We start from the raw sequence: 14239 nt of genomic DNA, 5'->3' as shown, positions 1-14239 counted from the left end.
CCCTCACTCGTCCGCGCTTCAGCGGCCGCGGGTCAGCCGGGTCCCGAACGCGGGCTCGGCCAGGGCGCCCTTGACCGCGACGGGCACGCTCTTGGCCTCTGCCCCGCTGCCGACCGTCAGCACGGCCACCTCGGAGCCGTCCTTCGCGGTGTGCGGGAGCGGTCCGGCATCGGAGGTACGGGCGAGGGACAGCTTCAGCTTCTGTCCCGGGACGCCGATCACGTTCAGGTCCTTGGCGGCCACCAGCGGCGTACGGCCGCCGAGCCCGTCGTCCACATGGCCCACGACGTCGCCCTTGCGGATCACCGGGACCGACGCGAGCGCCGTCCGTACCCCCCCGATGATCGTCTTGCTGTTCGCCAGCACCAGCTTCAGGCTGTCCGCTCCGTCCTCGTCCGGCCCGTCCGCATGCTGGTCCATCAACGTGCCGAGGATCAACTGGTCCTTGCCATCGATCGACTTGTACGCCGCCCACATCAGGGCCCCGCCGGCGGGCGTGCTGGAACCGGTCTTGATCCCCCGGATGCTGAGCCCCTGGGAGGTGAGCAGGATGTTGTTGTTCTCGAGCCGCGTGGACAACCCCTTGATGCTGGCGTTCGGGAGCGCGACGATCGAGCGGAACACCTCGTCCTTCATGACTGCTTCGGCGAGCTTCAGCTGATCGACGGCGGTGCTGACGGTGCCCGAGTCCAGACCGCTGGGGTCCGTGTACGTGGTGTTCGTCATCCCGAGCTCCTTCGCGGCGGCGTTCATCTTCGCGACGAACGCGGCCTCGGAGTCGGTGCCGGTGTCCCAGCGCGCCAGCAGGCGCGCGGCGTTGTTGCCCGAGGGGATCATGAGCATCTTGAGCACGTCCTGCTGGCTGAACTTCTGCCCGACGGTCAGACCCTCGACGCGGGACTCGTGGTCGGCGTTGCCGTCCGCCACGGTCTTCGCGTCGATCGTGATGTCCGGACCCGGGTCGGTCTTGCGCAGCGGGTGACCCTTGAGGATCACGTAGGCCGTCATCACCTTGGCGACGCTGGCCGTCGGGACGGGCTTCTGCTCACCGAAGGTGCCGACGTCGCCGGAGCCGGAGATGCGAACGGCGCCCTGGCCCTTGGCGGGCCAGGGGACGGAGAACTGACCGTCGACGGTCCGGTCGGCCTGGGAGGCGACGAGCTGTGGGGCGGGCAGGGGGCGCAGCAGCTGGGCGCCGACGCCGGCGCCCGCGAGGAGGAGCAGGATCGGCGTCCATATCTTGACGCGGCGCAGCGCGGTCCGGCGCGGGGTCTCCGACGGGGCAGGGGTGTTGGTGAGCTCGGCCAGCAGATCGAGCGGAGGCAGCGGAGCGGCGGGGGCCGGCGGGGCGACCCTGGCTTCGGTGGGCTGTGGATGGGCCCGCGGCGCGACGGGCGCGGGCAGGTCGACGTCCTTGAGCGCGACGAACTGGCTCGTCCGCTCGGGGTCCGGCTCCGTCTCCCGAGCCCAGGCGGGCGGCTTCCGCGGGGCGTCCGGCTTGGCGGGCTTCTGCTTGGGCAGGGCGATGAGCATGGTCTCGTCGGACGCGTCTTCGTCCCCGGTACCGGCCTCGGGCGCCTTCGACCCGGCTTCCCCGTCGGGCCGCGGCTCGTCGGCCAGGTCCTGGGCGACGGGTTCGTCGCCGCCGTCGCTGTCCGCCAAGGGCTGGTCGTCGGCGCCGTCGCCGGCGTCGGCTTCCTCCTCGGAGTCCGCCTCCGCCACGGAGCCGTCCGTGACGTCAGGCTCGGCATCGGCATCGACGTCCGTCACGGGCTCGGCTTCGCCCTTGTGTTCGGCCTTCGCCTTGGGTCCGGCGTCAGCCGCGTCCGTGTGCTCCGGCTCTGCCTCCGCCTCGGGGTCGGCCTCGGCCTCGGGGCCGGCGTCCGTCTCGGGGTGGGCTTCGCCCGGGAGTTCGGCGTCGGCTCCGCCCGCACGGCCGGACTCGGAATCGGCGTCGGGTGCATCGGTCTCGGCGTGGGCTTCGCCGAGGAGTCCGGCGTCAGCCGCGTCCGTGTGCTTCGGCTCTGCCTCCGCCTTGGTGTCGGCCTCGGCCTCGGGGCCGGCGTCCGTCTCGGGGTGGGCTTCGCCCGGGAGTTCGGCGTCGGCTCCGCCCGCACGGCCGGACTCGGAATCGGCGTCGGGTGCATCCGTCGCGGCGTCGGCTTCGCCCAGTTGCTCGGCCTCGGCCTCGGCGTCCGTCTCGGCGCCGGCCTCGCCGGCGTCCACGGGCTCGGCTTCGCCCTTGGGTTCGGCCTTCGGCTTGGGCCCGGCGTCAGCCGCGTCCGTGTGCTCCGGCTCGGCCTCCGCCTGGGAGTCGGCCTCGGCCTCGGCGTCCGTCTCGGCGTGGGCTTCGCCCGGGAGTTCGGCGTCGGCTTCGCCCTCGGCCGCAGCCTCTTCCTCGGACTCGCCCGCGCGCTCGGCCTCGGACTCCGACTCGGAGGCCCCGGTCTCGGCCTCGGACTTGTGGTCGGCTTCCGCATCGGAGGACCCGGTCTCGGCCTCCGCCTTGCCCGGGGATTCGGAGTCGGCTTCGGGCTCGGCGTCGGCCCCGCCCTGCGGCTCGGCCTCGGCGACGGCGTCGCCCTCCGGCTCCGCCCGGTCCTCGCTCTCGGCGTCGACGCCGGCTTCGGCCGCCGCCTCGATCTCCGGGTCGTCCGAGGAACCGCCCGCCACCGTTACCGCCTTCATCCCAGCCCCGCCTTGCTGCTCACATCATGCCGATACGACCGGCGAGGCCCCGCGGGGCCTCGCCGCACTGCCAGATGTCCCCGGATCTCCACCCGTTCCATCCGCTGGATCTTGTGACCGTTCGGTCATATTCGCTGAGTACGCCTACTCATGCCCCCGCCCGCCCCACCGGCCGACCATGGGACACATCGCACCGCACCACCACCTCACCGTCCGAACGGGGTCGTCCATGCTCAGCCGAATCGCCGCCGCCCTCGTACCCGCCTTCGGGCGGCTGACCGTCACCGCCGACCCCGGCGACCGCCCCGCCCCCGGCGCCATCCTCGTCGCCAACCACACCTCCCTCGCCGACCCGGCCGTCGTGGTCGCCGCGCTGCGCCGGCACGGGATCGAACCGGTCATCCTGGCCACCAGTGGCCTCTGGCGGGTCCCGCTGCTCGGCTCCGCGCTGCGCCGCGAAGGCCATATCGCCGTCCACCGCGGCACGGCCCGAGCGGCCGAGTCCCTCGACGCGGCGGCCGTCGCCCTCGCCTCGGGCCGCAGCGTGCTGCTCTACGGCGAAGGCAGGCTGCCCGGACGCCGCGACGCGGGGGAGACGGCCCCCGGCCCCTTCCGTAGCGGCCTGGCCCGGCTCGCCGCCGCGACGGGCGCCCCGGTCGTGCCCATCGGCCAGGCGGGTGCCCGCCGCCTCTGCTCCGGGAGCGGCGCCAAGCAGCTCGCCGGCGTCTTCACCGCCCCGCTGCGCAGGCCCTGCTTCCACGTCCACATCGGCTCGCCGCTGCACCTGCCCGACCGGGTGCCGGAGGCCACGGACCGGGCCCGTCAAGCGGTCACGGCCGCCTGGCGAACCGCGGCGTCCGCCCTCGGGGAGGCGGGCCGGGAGACGGTCTGAGGCCCGTCCCGCACAGCTGCGCCGTGGAAGCGCACGCCGTCGCGGAGGAAGCCGATCGGCCCCTCGCGTGTCGCCGAGCCCGTCACCGGTCACGGCATGCGACCGTCTCCGCATGACCGAAGGCTCGACACCACACATCTCCTCGGCGCGGATCACCGTACTGGGGGTGCAACCCGGAAACCCGCCCTTCCGCATCGTTGAGGTCGACGGCGAGTTCGTCGGCAGGGCGACATCGATGACCGACGTGCTCCTGATCGCCGCGGAGGCCGGGATCACGATCCACGATCTCGACGACCTCGAAGTGGTCCGGTGGGTCAGTGGCGGCAAGTTCACCTGGACGATCCTGAGCTAGTGCTGTGACCGGAAAGGTTCACCGGGTCACGACGCCCGGCACGGCACCTCGCCGCGGTGTCGGACCGCGCACGTACGCTCCCGGCCACGGCACTGGCCACCGCACTCAGCGGGTGCTGTGCCCGAGGACCACATGGGCCGCGACCTCACCGTCGGCGTCCGTGTCGATGAAGGACACCACCACCGGGCTGCTGCCCGTGGGTCCGCCCGCCGTGGCGCCAAGCCGGTAGCGCTCGGTGCGGACGGCCCCGCGGGCGAGCGGGCTGCCACCCGAGAACAGGGACGGCGGCTTGGCGTCGTTGGCGATACGGAAGTCGGCGGGCCGCCAGCTGCCCGAGCCCGGGTCGAAACGTTCCAGCAGGAACCCCGGCCCGCCGCCCGCCCCGGCGCCGCCTTCACCGACCAGCATCTCCATCTGGAAGGCGACGAGCACATGCCGGTACTCGGCGGAGTTGCCGTTCCGCAGGGTGACGGTGAACTCCTGCGGGGCGCCGCCCCGTACGAGGGCGAGCCGACCGCCCCGGGTGTCGACCGCGACCGTGAGCCGGGTCGGAGCCGGGGGAGGTGTCACGGGCCGGGTCACGGCCGCGGTCGGGGTCGCCGATGCGGAGGGCCCGGGCGGCGAGGAGGCGGGGACCGACGGCGAGGCGGAAGCCGACACCGAGGTGGACACCGATGCCGACACCTCGGCGGACGGCGAAACCGAGGCCGCTGCCGGGGCCGTGCCGTTCTTGTCCCCGCACCCGGTGGTGCCCGCCAGCAGGACGGCGGCCACGGCCGCCGCGCCCAGTGCGCTGCGGGGGCCTCGGGATACTGGCATGGGATCGGTCCTCCAGGGGTCGGCTTCGCCTGGAAGCTAGCAAGGCGGTGCCCCTGCCGACGAGGTCGATCACGCTTCGAGGCGGCGACGGTTCGGTCACGGTTCCTGCGGGCCGGCCGGATGCGGAGCGTGGCCTTCGAGAGGGTGACCGCGAGGCCGGGCCGCAGGGTCCGTACGGCGGCCGCGTCGGGCCGGGAAGTCCAGGGGCACGGTCAGGCGGGCTGCCACAGTTCGACCCGGTTGCCCGCAGGATCCGTGACCCAGCCGAAGCGGCCGACGCCTTCCATGTCCTGCGTCTCCTTGTCCACGTCCGCGCCCTTGGCGCGCAGTTGTGCGAGCATCGCGTCCAGGTCGCGGACCCGGAAGTTGAGCATGGTCTGCTGGGTCCGTGAGCCGAAGTAGTCGGTCTCGGACTCGAACGGCGCGAACACCGTCGGGCCGGCGCCCTGCTGCCACAGGCCGTGCTCGTCGGCGTCCAGGCCCAGGCAGTCGCGGTACCACGCACCGAGGGCCGCCGGGTCGGCAGCCCGCATGAAGTACCCGCCGATTCCAAGTACACGTTCCATGCCGCCATGGTGCCAGGACGGTCACCTGACGCGCGGGCACCACACCACCCCCCGCCCGACGCCCACGACTCCCTCGCGGGTGAACGCGTCAGCCCAGCGGCTTCTCGAAGCTGAAGGCGGTGACGGCCATCCGCTCGCGGAAGTAGAAGCGGTGCGCGTCGGTCCGCTGGGTGCCGGATTCGAGAGTGAGAGCGGTGCAGCCGGCGGCCAGGGCGTGCCGTTCCAGGTGTGCGAGCAGTTCGTGGCCCACGCCGGTGGAGCGGGCGGTGGCGGCGGTGACCAGGTCGTCGACGTAGAGCGAGCGGACCGCCGAGGTGTTGACGACGATCCGCCAGCCGGCCGCGCCCACGCACCGGCCGTCCGCGTCGTAGGCGGCGGTGAAGCGCAGCCCCTGGCCGTGCGCCTCCGTGAGGATCCTTCGGAACAGCACCTCGGTGAGGTGGGGGCGCAGTTCGAGCAGCACGGGAAGCAGGTCGGTGCTGAGCCGGGGATCGCCGGGCTCAAGGTCGATGATCTTCATATGACGAGCCTACTGGGCCGTACAGGACGGCCCCGGGCGAAGCCGTCGCGCGCGGCCGCGGCCGACGTGTCGAAATGGGAGGGACGGCTCCGACGTCCCCTGCGAAAGGCTCCCGATACCGATACCGATACCGATACCGATACCGGCACCCGATACCGGAGCCGCCGCGCACGCAGCACCGAAGGAGTGGCACCCCATGAAGTACATGCTGATGGTTCTCGGGAAGCAGGCCGACTACGACGCCATGGGCGGCGCCGCGAACAGCGACAGCCCCGGATGGTCCGAAGCCGACCTCAAGGCGATGTTCGACTACATGGGCGCCCTCAACGACGACCTCGCCGAGTCGGGTGAATGGGTCGACGGGCAGGGCCTGGCCGATCCCCGCCACGCCCGCCTGGTCACCGCAGCCGCCGACGGCACCCCCGTGATCTCCGACGGGCCGTACGGGGAGGCCAAGGAGGTGCTCGCCGGGTACTGGATCGTCGACGTCGCGGACTTCGACCGCGCCGCCGAGATCGCCGCCCGCGCCTACGCCTGCCCGGTGCCGGAAGGCGCACCCAGCTACCCGGTCGTCGTCCACCCCGTCGACAGCCGCTCGGGGACCGAGATGTGCTGACCGGACCCGACCCCGGCCCCGGACCCGCACCCGCGAGCGAGGACCTGCTGCGCCGACTGGCGCCGCAGGTCCTCGGAGCGCTCGTCCGCCGCTACGGGCACTTCGACGCGGCCGAGGACGCCGTGCAGGAGGCCCTGCTCGCCGCCGCCCGGCAGTGGCCCGAGGAGGGCCGCCCGGCCAACCCGCGCGGCTGGCTGATCCGTGTCGCTTCCCGCCGGCTCACCGACCAGCTGCGCAGCGAGGACGCGCGCAGGCGCCGCGAGGAGACGGCCGCCGCGCTGACCCCGCGCGACGAGTTCGTGGCTCCGCCGCCGGGGGAGGGCCGGGCCCCGTCCGAGGACGACACGCTCGCCCTCCTCTTCCTCTGCTGCCGGGCCGAACTGCCTCCCGCCGGACGGATCGCCCTCACCCTGCGGGCCGTCGGCGGCCTGACCACCGCGGAGATCGCCCGCGCCCTCCTGGTGCCCGAGGCCACGATGGCCCAGCGGATCAGCCGGGCGAAACGGCGCATCAAGGCCTCCGAGGCCCCGTTCGGCATCAGGCCCGACGGCACCGACGACACCCACGACACCCACGGCACCGGCCCGGAAGCGGCCGAGGAGCGTGCCGCACGGCTCGCCGACGTGCTCCACGTGCTCTACCTGATCTTCAACGAGGGCTACACCGCCACCTCGGGCAGCGATCTGCAGCGCGCCGACCTCGCCGCCGAGGCGATCCGTCTCACCCGCGCCGTCCACACGCAGCTCCCCGCCGACGGCGAGGTGTCCGGCCTGCTGGCCCTGATGCTGCTCACCGACGCCCGCCGCACCGCCCGCACCACGCCCGACGGCGACCTGATCCCCCTCGCCGAGCAGGACCGCACGCGCTGGGACCGCACCGCCATCGCCGAAGGCGTCGCCCTGGTCAGCGACGCCCTCACCCACGCACCGCTGGGGCCGTACCAGCTGCGCGCGGCCATCGCGGCCGTGCACGACGAGGCGGCCGGCGACGAGGACACCGACTGGGCGGAGATCCTGGCCCTGTACGAGCTGCTGATCCGCCTGGTCCCCGGCCCCTGGGAACGCTTGGGTCACGCGGTCGCGGTGGCCATGGTGCACGGGCCGCGGCGGGCCCTGGCCCTGCTCGCGGACCTGGACGAGGACGAGCGCCTGGCCGGCCACCACCGCCTGGAGGCCGTACGCGCCCACCTGCTGGAGATGGCGGGCGAACGGGCGGCGGCTCGGGCCGCTTACGCGAAGGCCGCCGGTCTCACGCTCAGCGTTCCGGAGCGCCGCTACCTCCGGTTCCGGGCCGCCCGGCTCGCGGAATGAGCGGGCGGAACCCCGCTCCGGGCGTCCGCATGACGGACATGGTCCACCGTTGTCAGAGGCGCCGCCTACTCTTGATCACGTGAGCCCGACCTCTGACGATCACTTCGCGCCCGACCGTTCCCTCGCCGAGATCAACGCCGACATCCGCTGCCTCTTCGCACGTGCCGAGGGCCGCCTCTCCGACGCGGAGCGGATCCGCCACGCCGCCCTGCTGGGCGAGTGGGCCTCGGCGATACGCGCGTCGGTGGTCCCGGCCGCATAGCGGTCCCGGCCGCGCCCGGCCGTGCCGGACCGCGCCCGGCCGTGTCGGACCGATGAATCCGGCGCCCGGCGGCAGTCTTCCCTACGAGCATCCGCACGTACGAGAAGGTGGACCATGAGCGACCTGCGCAGTCTCCTGGAGACCCATGTCGGTGACGGATCCCTGCCCGGCGCCGTGGCCCTGGTGGCACACGGCGATGACGTCGAGGTCGCGGCCGTCGGCTCCCTCGACACGGCCGGCACCGCACCCATGGCCCGGGACTCCCTCTTCCGGATCGCCTCCGTCACCAAGCCCGTGACCGCTGCGGCCACCATGATGCTGGTCGAGGACGGACTGCTGGCCCTCGACGTCCCCGTGGCCCGCTGGCTCCCGGAAATCGCGGAGCCGACGGTGGTCCGTACCCCGTCCGCACCGCTCGACGACGTGGTGGCGGCCGACCGTCCGATCACCGTCGCCGACCTCCTCACCTTCCGCGCCGGGTACGGCTTCCCCGCCGACTTCTCGCTGCCCGCGGTCGCCCCGCTGTTCGGCGGACTGAAGCAGGGGCCGCCCAGGCCGCAGGAGGTGGCGGAGCCGGACGTGTGGATGGCGGTCCTGGGGCGGATCCCGCTCCTGCACCAGCCCGGCGAGGCATGGCTCTACAACACCTGCTCCGACATCCTGGGGGTGCTGATCGCCCGTGCGACCGGACAGCCGTTCCAGGACGTGCTCGCCGAGCGCGTCTTCGAGCCGCTCGGCATGCGGGACACGGCGTTCGCCGTACCGCCGGGGCAGCTCCACCGGTTCACCAGCTACTACCGGGCCGCCCCCGACGGCGGAACCCTGGAGCTCGTGGACGCGCCCGACGGCGAGTGGAGCACCCTCCCCGCCTTCCCGTCCGGGGCGGGCGGTCTCGTCTCCACCGTCGACGACCTGTACGCCTTCGGCCGGATGCTGCTCGCAGGAGGCGCGTACGGGGGTGGCCGGCGGCTGCTCTCGGCGGACTCGGTACGGCAGATGACCACCGATCACCTCACGGCGGCCCAGCGCGCGGCCGGCACCCTGTTCCTGGAGGGCCAGGGCTGGGGTTTCGGCGGATCGGTCGACGTGGCCCGCCTCGACCCGTGGAACGTACCGGGCCGGTACGGCTGGATCGGCGGCACCGGCACCGCCGCCCACATCGTCCCCGCCACCGGGGCGCTCACCCTGCTCCTCACCCAGCGGGAGCTGACCGGCCCGGCCTCGCCCGAGGTGATGCGGGAGTTCTGGACCTACGCCGCCACCCGTCCCTGACCACCCCACCCGCCCCTGCCCCCCACCCGTCCCTGACCACCCCGCCCGCCCCGCCGCTCCTACGCGCGCCGGCCGACCGCCCCCGCCGCCCGTTCCCGCAGCAGGCGCTTGTCCGGCTTGCCCCGCGCCGTCAGCGGGACCGCCCGTTCCCAGAACACCGCGGTGGGCCGGTGCGCCGGGGCCAGCTCCTTCTCCACCAGGTCACAGGCCTCGGCGGCGAGTCCGGCGCCGGGCTCGTACCCCGCCGCCGGCACCAGGAAGGCGCACACCTCCTCGCCGGTGACGTCGCTGTGCCGCCCCACCACCACGGCCTGCGCGACCGCGGGATGCCGGGCGAGCGCGGCCTCGACGGGCACGCAGTACACGTTGTCCCCGTGGACCATCACCACGTCGTGGATCCGGTCGTCCAGGTACAGGTAGCCGTCCGCCCCGAAGTGCCCGAGGTCCCCCGTCCGCAGCCATCCGTCCCGCAGTACCCCGGCCGTCAGCCCGGGCCGGCCCCAGTACCCGCTCATCATCGCCCCCGACCGCATCCACACCTCGCCCGTGCGGCCGGCCGCCACCGCAGTGCCACGCCCGTCGCGCACCTCCACCGCCACCCCCGCGACGGGCCGCCCCACCGACGCCAGCAGCTCCGGCCGCCCGCCCACCGCCGCATCGTGATCGGCGGGGGAGAGCCGGCAGATCACCGCCGCCTCGTTGGTGCCGTAGCCCTGCCGCCACCGGCCGCCCCAGCGGGTCACCGCCTCGCGCAGCCGCTCGGGGTGGACGGGCGAATCGCCGTAGGAGACCGCCGCCAGCCCCGGTACACCGTGCGCGGTCGCCGGGTCGTCCAGCAGCCGGTACACCATCGAGGTCGTCAGGTACGTGGCCACGGGCCCCAGGCGCCGGCAGGCCGCCGCGAACTCCGCGGGCGCGAACGGTTCGAGGATCTCCACCCGGCCCCCGGCCCGCCACTGCTCCAGGCACCGCCCGCCCGACCGCTGCGCCAGCGAGGTCACCGACAGGTACACCGACTCCGCCCACGCCGCAGGCCGTACGGCGTTCCGCGCGGCCAGCGCCCCGAAGGTGAACGCCACCCCCTTGGGCCGCCCCGTGGTCCCGCCCGTGTACGTCACCCGCGCCACGTCCTCCTCCCGCGCCCGTACCGCCACCGCTCCGGGGTCCGTCCGTCCGGCCCGGCGCAGCAGCTCGGCCAGTCCGAGCCGGGGCGCCCCGGTCGCGGGCACCGGCACATCGTGCACGACCAGGTCCGGCCGGCAGTCCCGCAGCACGAAGCCGAGCCCGTACAGGGCGGGTCCGGCGAGCACCTGGGTCAGCCGGGCGCCCAGCAGGTGCGCGGCGATCCGTACGAGCAGCACCTCCGGCCGGTTGGAACCCGTGACGCACGCCAGTCCCGAGCCGCGCCCGATCCCCGCCCCGGAGAGCACCCCGGCCAGCCGGCAGGATCCGTCGAGCACCTCCTGGAATCCGAGGACGACCGGGCCGGCGCCGAGCGCGGGCTGTCCGCCGTACTGCTCCAACGCCCCTACCAGCGACGTGACATACCGCGCGGCCACCATGGGGGACTGCCTCTCCGCGCCGCTCCGGGACACCGGCATCATGGACGACATGACGAACGAATCCCGTGCTCGTTCCTTCAGCTCCGCGGCCGCACGCTACGCCGCCCATCGCCCCGCGTACCCGCCCGCGCTCTTCGACACGCTGGCGGAGATGGCCGGCTTTCCGCTGGCCGGAGCACGGGTCGCCGACGTAGGAGCGGGAACGGGGATCGCCACCGCCCTCCTGGAGGCCCGCGGGGCCCTGGTGGTCGGGGTGGAGCCGGGCGAGGGCATGGCGCAGGAGTTCCGGCGCCGCAACCCCGGCACCCCGCTGATCCGCGCGGACGGCAACCGGCTGCCGCTGGCCTGCGGCTGCCTGGACCTGCTGACCTACGCGCAGTCCTGGCACTGGACGGATCCGGCGCACGCCGTCCCCGAGGCCCTGCGCGTGCTGCGCCCCGGAGGGGCCCTGGCGGTGTGGCAGAACGACCCGGACACCTCGGTCGGCTGGATCGCCGATCAGCAGAACCGGATCGAGGAGCGGTTCGGCCCGGGCTGGTACATCAACGAGCGCGCCCTCTCCCAGGAGGGGCTGCGCTTCACCGACCGCCGGCTGGCGTGGTCGCGTCGCGTCCCGGTCGACACGCATCTGGCCAAGCTGTCCACCCACTCCCTGTTCCTCATCGGCGAGCCCGGCACGGATGCCTTCCTGGAGGACGAACGCGCCCTCCTTATGGAGCGGTTCCCGGACGGATGGGTGGAGGAGCACTACGTCGCCGAGCTGAGCGTGGCCGTCCGGGGGCACGAGACGCGGTAGGGCTGTTCGGGTGAAGCGTCGCAACCTGCGCTCCCCGCAGCCGTTGATCAAGGTGCTTATCACCGTGCACTCGTGCGACAGAAGGACCACTGATGATCAAGAAGTTCATGGCCACCGCCGCCGCCACCGCGTCGATCGTCGGCGCGGGCGCGGCCATGGCCGCCCCGGCCATGGCCATCGGCAACGACAACGGGATCAACACCGTCCAGGGCAACGGCGCCGCGCAGATCTACGGCAACCAGGAGACCCGCGGTGACCTGAGCCCGCAGCTCGGCGCGATCCAGGGAACCCTGAACAAGCCCTGCATCGGCCTGCCCGTCAAGGTCAACGCCCAGTCCCTGCTCGCGGTCCTCGCCAACGTCGGTGTCCAGGACATCAACGTCCTGTCGAACCCGCAGAACCAGCAGTGCACCGAGAACTCCACCCAGGCCAAGGGCGACGAGCCGCTCTCCCACATCCTGGACAACATCCCGGTCCTGTCGGGCAACGTCTCGGCCGGCAGCTGACGCAGTCCCCTTGTGCGAGCCGGGGCCTCCGACGCCTGCGCGAGTGCCCACGGGGCCCCGGCTTGTTCCACCCGGATCCACTGTTTCGCGGATCCGCCCCCTACCACCGGCGCGCGGCGGCCGACCGGCCGCCAGGGTGGGCACCGAACCGTACGCCACAGAGCCTCCTGCCCGACCGGGCCGGAGGCTCTATGCATGTCCTTCCGCCCCTGTCAAGACACGAATGCTCGCGACGTGACCGGAGGTGTTCCGATCATGCCCACTGGAATCTCCCGCTTCACCCGGACGAGGTGAGGCACGGCAGGTCCAGGAGGCGAGTGGCGATGCACCCGGAAGGCACGGAAACGGACCGCTGGGCGGCCGTCGGACACGTGGACGGAGACGACATGGTCTTCGCGGAGATCGCGGCGGACGTACGGGCGGCGATCGAGGCGCTGCGCGCGAGCCGGCTGGACGCGGCGGCGGACCACGTGGACCGTGCGGCCGGTCACTTCGACCGGGCCACGGTGCCGCCCCGGACGGGCTCCGCCGTACGACCCGGACACGCCGGCGGGTCCGAACACTACGAGCGCTTCGAGAACCTGTGCGGCCTGCCGACCGCCCCGGGCGACGCCCACGACACGGTGGTCCGGGCCTATCTCGACCTGCGCCGCTCTGTCCGGTTCGACGAGGCCGAGTGGAACCGCTTCCGCAGCGCGCTGGCCGGCCTGGAGGAGCAGCACCAGCGCTGGAAGTCCGAGTGCCTGGCACGACCGGCCCTTCCGGCGGCTCGGTGAGCGAAGCGGCGCGGGCGAGCTCGCCCGCGGACAGGTCAGAAGGGGCGCGTCGGAAGGTACTTGCCGTCCAGGGTGATGACGGCGCGCTCACCGCCCTCGGGGTCGGCGACCTTCCTGACGTCCAGCTTGAAGTTGATCGCGCTGATGATGCCGTCCCCGAACTGCTCGTGGACCAGTGCCTTCAGCGTGGTCCCGTAGACCTGCAGCATCTCGTGGAAGCGGTAGATCGTCGGATCGGTCGGGACGCCGCCGGGGAGGGAACCGCGGGTCGGGATCGTCTGCAGGAGCCGCACCGCGTCCTCGTCCAGGTCCAGCAGGCCGGCGACCGCCTTCGCGGCGGCCTCGGGCAGGGCGTGCTGGCCCAGCAGGGCGGCGGTGACGAAGGCGACCGACAGACCGGTCGCGTCGGCGAGCTGCTGCCAGGACAGGTCCTTCCGGGTCTTGGCGTCGACGGCGGTGACGGCCAGGGCCTGGCGGGCGGAGGGGTCGAACTGGGCGTGCTGCATCAAGGTGTCCTTCGGAGAAGAGGGGTGAGCGCGTGGGGATGGAGTGAATGCGGGGGCGAGGGGTCAGCCGGCCGCCGCGGCGGCTACGTCGGTGACACCGCCGGAGCGGATGTCGTAGACCCAGCCGTGCAGCGTCAGGGTCCCCGCGGCCCGTGCGCGGGCGACCGAGGGGTGGGTGGCCAGGTTGGCGAGCTGGGCGCGCACGTTCTCGCGGACCAGGGCGGACAGCCGGCCGGGGCCGGCGGCACCCGCCGTACGGGCCAGCGAGGCGTCCGCGTGCCGCAGCCACCCCGCGACGGAGGCGGCGGCGCTCAGGTCGGCGCCCTCCGCCAGGGCGGTCATCGCCCCGCAGGCGGAGTGCCCGCACACGACGATGCCGGTGACCCCGAGGACGGCGACGGCGTACTCGATACTGGCCGCCACCCCGTCCGCGCCCGGTGCGTGGGCGGGGACAAGATTTCCGGCGGTACGGACGACGAACAGCTCGCCGGGCTCGCTCTGGGTGATCAGCTCCGGCACGACGCGGGCGTCCGAACAGCCGATGAACAGGGTCGTCGGCCGGTGCACCTCGGCCAGGTGGGCGAAGAGGTCCGCCTTGGCCGGAAACACCTCGCGCTGGAAACGCGCGACGCCGTCCGCGAGGTCGTGCGGTCCGGGCAAGGTCCGCAAGGTCTGCATGGTCACTCCCTCCGGGGATGCGCCCCGTACGGGGCTTGACGTGTTCCACCATGCATGACCTGCATCTATTGTGTCCAAGACGCAATATCCATGTCTGCCATCGATGCCATCTATAGTC

16 protein-coding genes are annotated in these 14239 nt (G+C 73.3%); 9 read left to right on the top strand and 7 right to left on the bottom strand.

Annotated features, from left to right (window positions below; translation table 11 throughout):
* Positions 1-18: 18 nt before the first annotated feature.
* Complete coding sequence (locus tag KO717_RS00990; RefSeq protein WP_301363808.1) at positions 19-2688, bottom strand: serine hydrolase; 2670 nt, start codon at positions 2686-2688, stop codon at positions 19-21.
* 229 nt (positions 2689-2917) lie between these two features.
* Between KO717_RS00990 and KO717_RS00985 the strand changes: the two genes are divergently transcribed.
* Positions 2918-3580, top strand: a complete 663-nt coding sequence (locus KO717_RS00985) for a lysophospholipid acyltransferase family protein (RefSeq protein ID WP_301363806.1) — start codon at positions 2918-2920, stop codon at positions 3578-3580.
* A 112-nt stretch (positions 3581-3692) separates the two neighbouring features.
* The gene (locus KO717_RS00980; RefSeq protein ID WP_189744790.1) at positions 3693-3932 is read left to right on the top strand and encodes a hypothetical protein; all 240 of its coding nucleotides are present in this window, start codon (positions 3693-3695) and stop codon (positions 3930-3932) included.
* Positions 3933-4037: 105 nt separating this feature from the next.
* Here KO717_RS00980 and KO717_RS00975 read toward each other — a convergent pair whose 3' ends face one another.
* The 3 genes from KO717_RS00975 to KO717_RS00965 form a co-directional block, all read right to left on the bottom strand.
* Complete coding sequence (locus KO717_RS00975) at positions 4038-4751, bottom strand: hypothetical protein (RefSeq protein ID WP_301363802.1); 714 nt, start codon at positions 4749-4751, stop codon at positions 4038-4040.
* A 212-nt stretch (positions 4752-4963) separates the two neighbouring features.
* A complete protein-coding gene (locus KO717_RS00970; RefSeq protein WP_301363800.1) occupies positions 4964-5317 on the bottom strand; it encodes a VOC family protein in 354 nt (117 codons plus the stop codon).
* Positions 5318-5405: 88 nt separating this feature from the next.
* A complete protein-coding gene (locus tag KO717_RS00965; protein ID WP_301363799.1) occupies positions 5406-5837 on the bottom strand; it encodes a GNAT family N-acetyltransferase in 432 nt (143 codons plus the stop codon).
* A 196-nt stretch (positions 5838-6033) separates the two neighbouring features.
* Here KO717_RS00965 and KO717_RS00960 point away from each other — a divergent pair, with 196 nt between their 5' ends.
* The 4 genes from KO717_RS00960 (at position 6034) to KO717_RS00945 (ending at position 9297) form a co-directional block, all read left to right on the top strand.
* Positions 6034-6453, top strand: a complete 420-nt coding sequence (locus KO717_RS00960; RefSeq protein ID WP_301363798.1) for a YciI family protein — start codon at positions 6034-6036, stop codon at positions 6451-6453.
* Complete coding sequence (locus KO717_RS00955; RefSeq protein WP_301363797.1) at positions 6447-7763, top strand: RNA polymerase sigma factor; 1317 nt, start codon at positions 6447-6449, stop codon at positions 7761-7763. Before KO717_RS00960 ends, KO717_RS00955 begins: the two co-directional genes overlap by 7 nt.
* A 79-nt stretch (positions 7764-7842) precedes the next feature.
* Complete coding sequence (locus KO717_RS00950) at positions 7843-8025, top strand: hypothetical protein (protein ID WP_301363796.1); 183 nt, start codon at positions 7843-7845, stop codon at positions 8023-8025.
* Between the two features lie 114 nt (positions 8026-8139).
* The gene (locus tag KO717_RS00945; RefSeq protein ID WP_301363795.1) at positions 8140-9297 is read left to right on the top strand and encodes a serine hydrolase domain-containing protein; all 1158 of its coding nucleotides are present in this window, start codon (positions 8140-8142) and stop codon (positions 9295-9297) included.
* A gap of 59 nt (positions 9298-9356) precedes the next feature.
* On the opposite strand, the gene KO717_RS00940 is transcribed toward KO717_RS00945, so the two are convergent.
* Positions 9357-10910 (bottom strand): AMP-binding protein, encoded by a 1554-nt coding sequence (locus tag KO717_RS00940; RefSeq protein ID WP_301363794.1) that lies wholly within the window; start codon positions 10908-10910, stop codon positions 9357-9359.
* Here KO717_RS00940 and KO717_RS00935 point away from each other — a divergent pair.
* The 3 genes from KO717_RS00935 to KO717_RS00925 all read left to right on the top strand — a co-directional run bounded on the left by KO717_RS00935 (position 10909) and on the right by KO717_RS00925 (position 12937).
* The gene (locus tag KO717_RS00935; protein ID WP_301363793.1) at positions 10909-11655 is read left to right on the top strand and encodes a class I SAM-dependent methyltransferase; all 747 of its coding nucleotides are present in this window, start codon (positions 10909-10911) and stop codon (positions 11653-11655) included. The two genes, KO717_RS00940 and KO717_RS00935, sit on opposite strands and share 2 nt — an antisense overlap.
* Positions 11656-11747: 92 nt before the next feature.
* The gene (locus KO717_RS00930) at positions 11748-12161 is read left to right on the top strand and encodes a rodlin (RefSeq protein WP_301363792.1); all 414 of its coding nucleotides are present in this window, start codon (positions 11748-11750) and stop codon (positions 12159-12161) included.
* Positions 12162-12478: 317 nt separating this feature from the next.
* Entirely contained in the window at positions 12479-12937 is a 459-nt protein-coding gene (locus KO717_RS00925) for a hypothetical protein (RefSeq protein ID WP_301363791.1), read from the top strand.
* A 35-nt stretch (positions 12938-12972) separates the two neighbouring features.
* Here the strand turns inward: KO717_RS00925 and cynS are convergent, their stop codons facing one another.
* Positions 12973-13443: a cyanase gene (cynS, locus tag KO717_RS00920; RefSeq protein WP_301363790.1), complete on the bottom strand. Its 471-nt coding sequence runs from the start codon at positions 13441-13443 to the stop codon at positions 12973-12975.
* Between the two features lie 63 nt (positions 13444-13506).
* Positions 13507-14121, bottom strand: a complete 615-nt coding sequence (locus KO717_RS00915; RefSeq protein ID WP_301363788.1) for a carbonic anhydrase — start codon at positions 14119-14121, stop codon at positions 13507-13509.
* Positions 14122-14239 lie beyond the last annotated feature (118 nt).

The organism is Streptomyces xanthophaeus, from assembly GCF_030440515.1.
GTDB lineage: Bacteria > Actinomycetota > Actinomycetes > Streptomycetales > Streptomycetaceae > Streptomyces > Streptomyces kutzneri.
The sequence above is the reverse complement of the archived record's forward strand: the minus strand, read 5'-3'. Positions and strand labels throughout refer to the sequence as shown.

Coding starts and splice junctions, on each gene's coding strand:
- KO717_RS00990 (WP_301363808.1), bottom strand. CDS start 2,688: ATGAAGGCGGTAACGGTGGCGGGCGGTTCCTCGGACGACCCGGAGATC.
- KO717_RS00985 (WP_301363806.1), top strand. CDS start 2,918: ATGCTCAGCCGAATCGCCGCCGCCCTCGTACCCGCCTTCGGGCGGCTG.
- KO717_RS00980 (WP_189744790.1), top strand. CDS start 3,693: ATGACCGAAGGCTCGACACCACACATCTCCTCGGCGCGGATCACCGTA.
- KO717_RS00975 (WP_301363802.1), bottom strand. CDS start 4,751: ATGCCAGTATCCCGAGGCCCCCGCAGCGCACTGGGCGCGGCGGCCGTG.
- KO717_RS00970 (WP_301363800.1), bottom strand. CDS start 5,317: ATGGAACGTGTACTTGGAATCGGCGGGTACTTCATGCGGGCTGCCGAC.
- KO717_RS00965 (WP_301363799.1), bottom strand. CDS start 5,837: ATGAAGATCATCGACCTTGAGCCCGGCGATCCCCGGCTCAGCACCGAC.
- KO717_RS00960 (WP_301363798.1), top strand. CDS start 6,034: ATGAAGTACATGCTGATGGTTCTCGGGAAGCAGGCCGACTACGACGCC.
- KO717_RS00945 (WP_301363795.1), top strand. CDS start 8,140: ATGAGCGACCTGCGCAGTCTCCTGGAGACCCATGTCGGTGACGGATCC.
- KO717_RS00935 (WP_301363793.1), top strand. CDS start 10,909: ATGACGAACGAATCCCGTGCTCGTTCCTTCAGCTCCGCGGCCGCACGC.
- KO717_RS00940 (WP_301363794.1), bottom strand. CDS start 10,910: ATGTCGTCCATGATGCCGGTGTCCCGGAGCGGCGCGGAGAGGCAGTCC.
- KO717_RS00930 (WP_301363792.1), top strand. CDS start 11,748: ATGATCAAGAAGTTCATGGCCACCGCCGCCGCCACCGCGTCGATCGTC.
- cynS (WP_301363790.1), bottom strand. CDS start 13,443: ATGCAGCACGCCCAGTTCGACCCCTCCGCCCGCCAGGCCCTGGCCGTC.
- KO717_RS00915 (WP_301363788.1), bottom strand. CDS start 14,121: ATGCAGACCTTGCGGACCTTGCCCGGACCGCACGACCTCGCGGACGGC.